At 74.9% G+C, this 10170-nt stretch carries 1 protein-coding gene and 1 pseudogene; both read right to left on the reverse strand.

The annotated features are described in order from the left end of the window. Positions 1-27: 27 nt before the first annotated feature. Positions 28-10089 carry a type I polyketide synthase gene (locus HZZ00_RS22365; protein ID WP_374028559.1) on the reverse strand — a complete coding sequence of 3354 codons (10062 nt, stop codon included), beginning with the start codon at positions 10087-10089 and terminating at the stop codon, positions 28-30. Further along, positions 10090-10152, reverse strand: a pseudogene (locus HZZ00_RS39250) (polyketide synthase docking domain-containing protein); the annotation flags it as partial. Between the last annotated feature and the right edge of the window lie 18 nt (positions 10153-10170).

Consider the following 10170-nt stretch of genomic DNA (forward strand, 5'->3'; position numbering starts at 1 on the left):
TGGGACGCTCGCGGTGGTCGCGGGCGGTCATGCGGTCGTCGTCGTGTCCGGCGGTACGGCGGGGCCGGTGACGGTGTCCGCGAGCCAGGTGTCCACGGCCGCGGCGGTGGTGGCGGCGTGGTCCTCCAGCATCGAGTAGTGGTTGCCGGGCACTTCGACGGTCGTGTCCACGTGCTCGGGCGGTGCGGCGCGGCCGTCGCCGTCCACGGGGGCGCCGGCCGGCATGGCCTCGCTCGCCCGCACCAGGAGGGTCGGCGCGGCGATCCGCGGCGCGTCCCACTCGTCGAACAGGCGCATGTAGCGGCCCATCGCGGTGAGTTGCTCGCCGCCGGACTTCATGAAGTCCAGGCGCCGCGACTGGGCCTGGGCCATCGCGTTGAGCACCTGGTGGTCGAAGGGGATCTCGCGGCTGAAGCTGTCGACCATCACCACCGCCGCGGGCGGCTCGCCGATGGCCTCCAGGTGTGCCGCCACGCCGTGGGCGATCCAGCCGCCCGAGGAGTAGCCGAGCAGGACGACGGGTTTGCCGCCCGCGCGCTCGCGTACGGTCCGCGCGTGCAGCAGGAGCACGGCGTCCGGGTCGGACGGGACCGGTTCGCCCTGCTCGTAGCCGGGGTTGACCAGTGCCCACACGTCCAGCCGGCCGCGGAAGGGGGCGGCGAACCGGGCGTACTGGTGGGCGCCGGCCGGTACGACGTACGGCGAGACGCACATCAGCGTGACGGGGCCCTCGCCGTGTGACAGCCGTACCGGGGCGGGCGGCTCGGTCAGTTCGTCGGGCCGGTCGAACGAGGGCCGGAAGCGGGCGGCGTCCATCAGCATGCCCATGGCCTCGGCGGCCGTCCCGGTCTCGCTCGCGTGCCGGTAGAGCTGGACCAGCAGGTCGGCGGGCCGCTCCGGCGTGCCGCCGCCGGTGTCCCGGAGCCGGGTCAGCAGGTGCTTGGCGAGCCTGGCGGGCGTGGGGTGGTCGAAGGCCAGTCCCGCGGGCAGCCGCAGACCGGTCGTCGCCGACAGGCGCCGGCGCAGGTCGATCGCGGTGAGCGAGTCGAAGCCGAGTTCCAGGAAGTGCGCGGTGGGCCCCACGTCCTCGGCCGACGTGTGGCCGAGGACCACGGCGCTCTGCGCACGGATGTGCTCCAGCAGCCACTCCTCACGCTCGGCCGGGGCGAGCGCGGCGAGTTCGGCCGCGGGGCCCGCGCCGTCGCCGGTCTCCGCGTCGGCGGCCCGCTCCATCGCCAACAGCCGCTGCACGTCCGGTAGTTCACTCAGCAGTGGGCTGGGCCGGGCCACGGTGAAGGCGGGCAGGAACTTCTCCCAGTCGATCGGGGCGACGGTGAGGGCGGCCTCGTCGTGCCCGACGGCCCGGTGCAGGGCCGAGATCGCGAGTTCGGGGGCCATGACGCCGAGGCCCCGCCGCTCGCCGCGCTCCTGGACCGTGTCGTCGACCATGCCGCCGCCCGCCCAGCCGCCCCAGGCGACCGAGGTCGCGGTCAGGCCCCGGGCCCGCCGCCGCAGTGCGAGGGCGTCGAGGAAGGCGTTGGCGCAGGCGTAGGAGGCCTGGCCGCCGCTGCCCCAGACGCCGGCGCCGGAGGCGAACAGGACGAACGCGTCCAGCTCGCGGCCGTCGAGCAGTTCGTCCAGGTTGCGGGCGCCGGTGACCTTGGCGGCCGCGGCTTCGGCGAACTCGTCGAGGTGCGCGTCGGCCAGCAGGGAGGAGCGTGCCGTGCCGGCGGCGTGCAGCACCGCGGTGAGGGGGTGCCGGGTCTCGATGCCGGCGAGCAGCCGGGCGAGCGCCTCGCGGTCGGCGATGTCGCAGGCGGCGATGGTCACTTCTGCGCCCAGGGCGGTCAGCTCCGCGCGCAGTTCCCGGGCGCCGGGGGCGTCGGGCCCGCGCCGGCTCGTGAGCACCAGGTGCTGGGCTCCCGCGCCGGCCAGCCAGCGGGCGAGGTGCCGGCCCACGCCGCCCGTTCCGCCGGTGACCAGGACGGTGCCGCGCGGCCGCCAGGGGGTCGCGGGCTCCGTGTCGGCGGGCCGTGCCCGGACCAGGCGGCGGGCGTACACGCCGTCGGCACGGACGGCGAGCTGGTCCTCGTCGTGCTGGGCCAGCACTCCGGCCAGGCGGCGCAGCGCGTGCTCGTCCGGCTTCGCGGGCAGGTCCACGAGTCCGCCCCAGCGCCGGGGCAGTTCCAGCGCGGCGACGATGCCGAGGCCCCACAGCTGTGCCTGGCCGGCGTCGAGCAGCGGGTCGTCGGCCCCGGTGGAGACGGCGCCGCGGGTCGCGCACCACAGCGGTGCCTCGATGCCGGCGTCACCGAGCGCCTGGACCAGGGTGACGGTGGTGGCGAGGCTCGCGGACAGCGTCGGGTGGGCCGGGTGGCTGCCGGGGGCGAGGCCGAGCAACGACAGGACGCCCGCGGGCCGTTCGCCGTCGAGTTCCTCGGTGAGCCGGCGCGCGGCCGCCGCGCGGTCGCAGTCGACGGGGAGTTCAACGACCCGCACCTTGGCGCCGTGGGCGCCGAGCACGCCGACGACGCACGGCGCCCACTGCTCGTCCGCCCGTCCGGCGGGGAGGACGGCGAGCCAGGGGCCGTCCAGGTCGGGTGCCGGGTGGTCGGTGAGCCGCCGGAAGCGGACGCGGTAACGCCAGCCGTCCACCGTGGACTTCTCCCGGCCGCGCCGGCGCCACGCGGACAGCGCCGGCAGCGCCGGGGCGACGAGGGCGGCGGCGTCGGGCCCGAACTCGTCGGTGAGGGCGGGCAGATCAGCGTTCTCGACCAGGTGCCAGAACCCGGCCTCGACGGGATCGGTGCCCGCGGGCACCGGGTCGGCGCTCTCCAGCCAGTACCGCTGCCGCTGGAACGCGTACGTCGGCAGTTCCACGCGCCGTACCGGACGCCCGGCGAAGGGCACGGTCAGGTCCACGGGTACGCCGGTCACGTGCAGTTCGGACGCGGAGCGCAGGAAGCGGTCCAAGCCGCCCCGGCCCCTGCGCAGCGAGCCGCCGGTGACCGCCTCGGCGTCGGCCTCCTCCGCGATCTCCTGCACCGCGTCGGCCAGCAGCGGGTGCGGACTGCACTCGACGAACGTCCCGTGCCCGTCGGCCAGCAGCGTCCGTACGGTGGCCGCGAACTCGACCGTGTGCCGGGCGTTGCGGTACCAGTACTCGGCGTCCAGGGCGGTGGTGTCCAGGAGGGCGCCGGTCACGGTGGAGTAGAAGGGGATGTCCGCGGTGGTCGGCGCGACCGGGGCGAGCAGGTCGAGGAGTTCGGAGCGCAGGCTTTCGACCTGGGCGGAGTGTCCGGCGCCGGTGGCGCCGCGCACCTTGCGCGCGCGTACGCCCTCGGCTTCCAGTTCCGCCAGGAGCGCGTCCACCGCGTCGGGTTCCCCGGTGACGGTCAGGGCGGCGGGCCCGTTCACGGCGGCGACCGCCAGCCGGTCGCCGTACTTCTCCAGCCGCGCGCGGGCCTTGTCGGCGGGCATGGCGACCGCGAGCATCGCGCCCTTGCCGATGAGCTTGGTCAGCGAGCGGCTGCGCAGGGCCACGATCCGGGCCGCGTCGTCCAGGGTCAGGGCGCCCGCGACGTACGCGGCGGCGACCTCGCCCTGTGAGTGGCCGACGACGGCGGCGGGCGTCAGGCCGTAGGAACGCCACAGGGCCGCCAGCGACACCATCACCGCGAACAGGGCGGGCTGGGCGACCTCCACCTCGGCGACGCTCGGCGCGTCCGGTTCGGCGCGCAGGACGTCGAGCAGCGGCCAGTCGAGGTAGGGGGCGAACGCGTCGGCGCAGGCGCGCGCCTGTTCGGCGAAGGCCGGGGCGGTGTCAAGGAGTTCGCGGGCCATCTCCGGCCACTGCGAGCCGTGCCCGGGGAAGACGAAGGCGACCTTGCCGCGGGCCGTGGCGGTGCCCTGCGCCACGGTGTCGGCGGGCCGGCCGTCGGCGAGCGCCGCGAGCCCGGCCCGCAGCTCCTGCCGGTCGTGGCCGACGACCACGGCCCGCTGCTCCAGCCGGGCGCGTGTGGTGAGGAGGGTGTGACCGATGTCGGCCGGGGCGAGGTCCTCGGCGCGGTCGAGGTGGTCCAGCAGCCGGCGGGCCTGCGCGCGCAGGGCCCGGACGCTCTTCGCGGACAGTGCCCAGGGGAGGGCCTGGGGTGCCGAGGGGGCGTCGGCGGTGGGCGCGGGGGGTGTCGAAGGGGTGTGGCCGTCGCCGGTGGTGGGCGCCGGGAGTGTCTCGGGGGCCTGTTCGATGATGGTGTGCACGTTGGTGCCGCTCAGCCCGAACGAGGAGACGGCGGCGCGCCGGGGCCTGTCCTGGTCGGGCCAGTCGGTCTGCTCGGTGAGCAGGCGGACGGTGCCGCTGGACCAGTCGACGTCCGGGGTGGGCTCGTCGACGTGCAGGGTCCGGGGCAGGACGCCGTGGCGCATGGCCATCACCATCTTGATGACGCCGCCGACGCCCGCGGCGGCCTGCGCGTGCCCGATGTTCGACTTCAGCGAGCCGAGCCACAGCGGCCGGTCCCCGGTGCGTTCCCTGCCGTAGGTGGCCAGCAGTGCCTGTGCCTCGATCGGGTCGCCGAGCCGGGTTCCGGTGCCGTGGGCCTCCACGGCGTCCACCTCGTGCGGCGCGAGCCGGGCGTTGGCCAGTGCTTGCCGGATGACCTGCTGCTGGGCCCTGCCGCTGGGCGCGGTCAGTCCGTTGGAGGCGCCGTCCTGGTTGACGGCGCTGCCCCGGACGACGGCCAGTACCCGGTGTCCGTTGCGTCGCGCGTCGGACAGCCGCTCCACCAGGACCAGGCCCACGCCCTCGGCGAAGCCGGTGCCGTCGGCGGAGGAGGAGAACGCCTTGCAGCGGCCGTCGGCGGACAGCGCGCGCTGCCGGCTCGACATCGTGAACGCGGACGGTCCGGTCATCACCATGACGCCGCCGGCCAGCGCCATGGCGCACTCGCCGTTCCGCAGCGCCTGCACGGCGAGGTGGAGGGCGGTCAGCGAGGACGAGCACGCGGTGTCGACGGTGACCGAGGGCCCTTGCAGGCCGAAGGCGTAGGAGAGGCGGCCGGAGATCACGCTGGCCGCGTTGCCGCTGGGGAGGTAGCCCTCGACGCCGTCGGGGACCTTGAGCGGGCGGCCGGTGTAGTCCTGGTAGCCGGAGCCGACGAAGACGCCCGTGGCGGTGGAGCGCATCGCGTCGGGTGCGATACCGGCACGCTCGAAGGCTTCCCAGGTGGTCTCCAGGAGCAGGCGCTGCTGCGGGTCCATGGCGACGGCCTCGCGCGGGCTGATGCCGAAGACCGTGGGGTCGAACTCGTCGGCGTCGTGCAGGAATCCGCCGTGGACGGTGTAGGTGGTGCCGGGGTGGTCGGGGTCCGGGTGGTAGAGCGCCTCGACGTCCCAGCCGCGGTTGCCGGGGAAGCGGGAGATCGCGTCGCGGCCGGTGGCGACCAGTTCCCACAGGTCCTCGGGCGAGCGCACGTCGCCGGGGTAGCGGCAGGCCATCGCGATGATGGCGATCGGTTCGTCCAGCACGGCGGTGCCCGCTGCCTCGGTGGCCGGCTCGGCCCGGTCGCCGGTGAGTTCGCCGAGCAGGTGGGCGGCCAGGTCGGCCGCCGTGGGGTGGTCGAAGACCAGCGTCGTGGGCAGGGCGAGCCCGGTGGCCCCGTTGAGCCGGTTGCGCAGTTCCACGGCGGTGAGGGAGTCGAAGCCGAGGTCCCGGAAGGGCCGGTCGGCGTCGACGGCGCCCGCCGTGCGGTGGCCGAGGACGGCGGCGGCGTGTGTGCGCACGAGTTCCACCAGGGTGCGGGTACGGTCCTCGGGCGGCAGTGTGGCGAGGTTCTCGGCGAGCGCCCCGGAGCCGTGCCCCTCCCCGGTGGCGTCCTCGGCGAGCGTCGCGCGCACCTCGGGCAGGTCGCCGAGGAGCGGGCTGGGCCGGCCGAGGGTGAACGGCACGATGAAGCGGGCCCAGTCGACGTCGGCCACGGTCAGCTGGGTCTCGTCGCGGTCGAGGGCGCGCTGTAGTGCCGTGATCGCCGCCGCCGGGGGCATCGTGCGCAGGCCGCGGCGGCGCAGCCGCTCCTCGTCGTCGCCGTCCTCGACCATGCCGCCGTCGGCCCAGGGGCCCCAGGAGACGGCGGTGGCGGTCAGGCCGCGGGCGCTGCGCCGCCGGGCGAGGGCGTCGAGGAAGGCGTTGCCCGCGGCGTAGGCGCCCTGGCCGCCGCTGCCCCAGACGCCGGAGATGGAGGAGAAGAGCACGAAGGCGTCGAGTTCCCGGTCGCCCAGCAGTTCGTCCAGGTGTGCCGCGCCACCGGCCTTGGCGGCGAGCGCGGCGGCGAAGGCGGCCGGGGTGGTGGCGTCCACGAGCCCGGCGTCGGCGACCCCGGCGGCGTGCACGACGGCGGTGAAGGTGTGCTCGGCGAGCAGGGCGGCGACGGCGGCGCGGTCGGCGACGTCACAGGCGGCGAGGGTGACCCGGGCGCCGAGCGCCTCCAGTTCGCCGCGCAGGGCGGCGGCGCCCGGGGCGTCCGGGCCCCGGCGGCTGGTGAGGACGAGGTGTTCGGCGCCGCCACGCGCCAGCCAGCGGGCGACATGGCCGCCCAGCGCGCCCGTGCCGCCGGTGACGAGGACAGTGCCGCGGGGCCGCCAGCGGCGGGTGGCGGCGCGGGCCGGCGCGTGGCCGAGCCGCCGGGCGTGGACGCCGGAGGCGCGGACGGCGAGCTGGTCCTCCGCCCACCGGCCCGTCCGGTCCGCTGCCCGTGGGCCCGTGCCATCGCTCCGCCGTCGGGTCGTCAGTGCGCGTCCCAGCACATCGGCGAGGTGTCCGGCGGCCTGGGCGTCGAGGGTCTCCGGCAGATCGATCAGGCCGCCCCAGAGCCGGGGCTGTTCCAGGGCGACGGTGCGGCCCAGGCCCCAGACCTGGGCGTGCCGGGCGTCGCGTACGGCGTCGGAGCCGCCGACGGCCACCGCGCCCGAGGTGAGGCACCACAGCGGGGCGTCGGTCCCCGCGTCGCCCAGGGCCTGGACGAGCAGCAGGGTGGGCAGCACCGGGTCACCGGTGAGGAGCAGGGACAGCACGCCGTCCACCGGCCCGATCTCCGCCAACTCCGCTGCCAGTGCGGCCCGTTCGTGTGCCGCGTCGACGACCAGTGTCTTCAGGGTGGCGCCGCGAGCGGTGAGCACGGCACGGACGGCGGCGGTCTGCTCGTTCTCCTCTTGCGGCAGGGCCAGCAGCCAGGTACCGCCGGGGCCGGTGGGGGCGAGCCGGGGCAGGCGCCGCCAGGACTCGTGGTAGCGCCAGCCGTCCACGGCGGCTCGCTCCCTGCGCTGCCGCCGCCAGGCCGAGAGCCTGGGCACCACCTCGCCGAACGGGTCCCCCGCATCGACGTCCAGCGTCTGCGCGAGGGCCGCCAGGTCCTCACGCTCCACCGTCTCCCAGAACTCCGCCTCCACCGGGTCCACCACGGCGGCCACAGGCCCCGGCGACTCCACCCAGTAACGCTCGTGCTGGAAGGCGTACGTCGGCAGACCGGTCCTGCGCGCGCCCGCGAAGAACACCTCCCAGTCCACCGGCACGCCACACGTGTACAGCTGGGCCAGCGCCGTCACCAGCGCCGACCGCTCAGAGCGGTCTCCACGAAGCAGGGGCACGGTGACGACGTCCTCCAGGCAGCCCTGCGCCATGCCGCTCAGGACTCCGCCCGGACCGACCTCGACGAACGTGGTCACACCGAGGCCATGCAGCGTCTCGATGCCGTCGGCGAAACGCACCGCCTCACGCACGTGCCGCACCCAGTACTCCGGGCTGTACGACTCGACCAGACCACCCGTGAGATTCGAAACGATGGGAATGCGCGGCTCGTTGAACACCAGCCCGCCGACGACCTCCGCGAACTCCTCCAGCATCGGGTCCATCAACGGCGAATGGAACGCGTGACTGACGTTCAACCGGGACGTCTTACGGCCCTGCCGGGCGAAGTCCTCCGCGACCGCCAGGACCGCCGCCTCGGCTCCGGAGAGCACCACTGAGGAGGGGCCGTTGACGGCGGCGACGGTCACCTCCTCGGTGAGGTGGGGCAGCACTTCCTCCTCCGTGGCCTGCACGGCGACCATCGCACCGCCCGCGGGCAGGGCCTGCATCAGCGCGGCACGCGCGGAGACCAGCCTGGCCGCGTCGTCCAGGGACAGCGCACCGGCCACGTGCGCCGCCGCGATCTCCCCCACGGAGTGGCCCACGACGACGTCGGGCCGCACCCCCCAGGATTCGAGGAGGCGGAACAGCGCCACCTCGACCGCGAAGAGCGCGGGCTGGGCGCACCCGGTCCGGTGCAGGGTCTCGGCGTCGACGTCCACCGGTGCGTCCAGACGCGCGCACACCTCGTCGTAGGCGGCGGCGAACACCGGGTACGCCGCGTACAGTTCGCGCCCCATGCCGAGCCGCTGCGAGCCCTGACCGGAGAAGAGGAAGCCGGTCTTGCCGCCGGTCGGGCGCCCCAGCAGCACCCGTGCCGACGGGGCTCCAACGGCCAACTCCTCAAGTGCGGCGATGAGTTCTGTTCGGTCCTCGCCCACGATCGCGGCCCGGTGGCGCATGGCCGCGCGGGCCGTGGCCAACGACAGCCCGATGTCCTGCGGTGGGGCCTCAGTCCGCGCGAGGGGCAACAGCCGGGCGGCCTGGTCGCGCAGTGCCGCGTCACTCCGGGCGGAGAGCACCCACGCCAGGGGGCCGTCGGCGGGGCTCCGGGAGGGCTCCTCGAATGGCGTCGGCGGTGCCTGTTCGAGGATGGTGTGGGCGTTGGTGCCGCTGACCCCGAAGGACGAGACGGCGGCCCGGCGCGGGTGGTCGGTCTCCGGCCAGTCGACGGCCTCGGTGAGCAGCCGGACGGCACCGGACGACCAGTCCACGTGCGGCGACGACTCGTCGGCGTGCAGCGTCCGGGGCAGCACACCGTGCCGCATCGCCATCACCATCTTGATCACACCGGCCACGCCAGCAGCCGCCTGGGCGTGCCCGATGTTCGACTTCAACGAGCCCAGCCACAACGGCTGCCCCTCCGGCCGTTCCCGGCCATAGGTCGCGAGGAGTGCCTGCGCCTCGATCGGGTCGCCGAGCGTCGTACCCGTGCCGTGCGCTTCCACGGCGTCGACCTGGGCGGGAGACAGGCCGGCCGAGGCCAGTGCCTGCCGGATCACCCGCTGCTGCGCGGGACCGTTGGGCGCCGTCAGACCGTTCGACGCACCGTCCTGGTTCACCGCGCTCCCCCGCACGACGGCCAGCACCTCGTGCCCGTTCCTGCGTGCGTCGGACAGCCGCTCCACCAGGAGCATGCCCACGCCCTCCGCCCAGCCCGTACCGTCGGCTCCGGCGCCGAACGCCTTGCACCGGCCGTCGGGGGCCAGCCCGCGCTGCCGGCTGAACTCCACGAACGCGGTCGGCGTGGTCATCACCATCACGCCGCCGGCCAGGGCCATCGAGCACTCGCCGCCGCGCAGCGCCTGGATCGCCCAGTGCAGGGCCACCAGCGAGGACGAGCAGGCCGTGTCGACGGTGACGGCGGGACCCTCCAGGCCGAAGGTGTAGGCGATGCGACCGGACATCACGCTGGCGGAGTTGCCGGTCCCGAGATGGCCGTCGGACTCACCGCCCACCCCGACCAGGAGGTTGACGTAGTCCTGGTAGCCGGAGCCGACGAAGACACCGGTACGGCTGCCCCGCACCGACTCCGCGTCGATGCCCGCCCGCTCGAACGTCTCCCACGTCGTCTCCAGCAGCAACCGCTGCTGCGGATCCATCGCCACGGCCTCACGCGGACTGATCCCGAAGAAACCCGCGTCGAACTCCCCCGCCTCATAGAGGAATCCGCCCCGGCGCGCGTACGTCTTCCCCGCCGCTTCCGGGTCCGGGTCGTATATGCCGTCCACGTCCCAGCCGCGGTCCGCGGGGAAGTCGCCGACCGCGTCGCCGCCGGACACCACCAACTGCCACAGGTCCTCCGGCGACCGCACCCCACCCGGATACCGGCACGCCATGCCGACGATCGCGATGGGTTCCCGGTCCTTCTCCTCGACCTCGCGCAGGCGCTCCCGGACCTGTCGCAGGTCTCCGGTGACGCGCTTGAGATACTCGAGAAGCCTGTCTTCGTTGCTGCTCATTCGCCTCATCCGTCCTCGGCTGTCGTC

This window comes from Streptomyces sp. NEAU-sy36 (genome assembly GCF_013423905.1).
Taxonomy (GTDB): Bacteria; Actinomycetota; Actinomycetes; order Streptomycetales; family Streptomycetaceae; genus Streptomyces; species Streptomyces misionensis.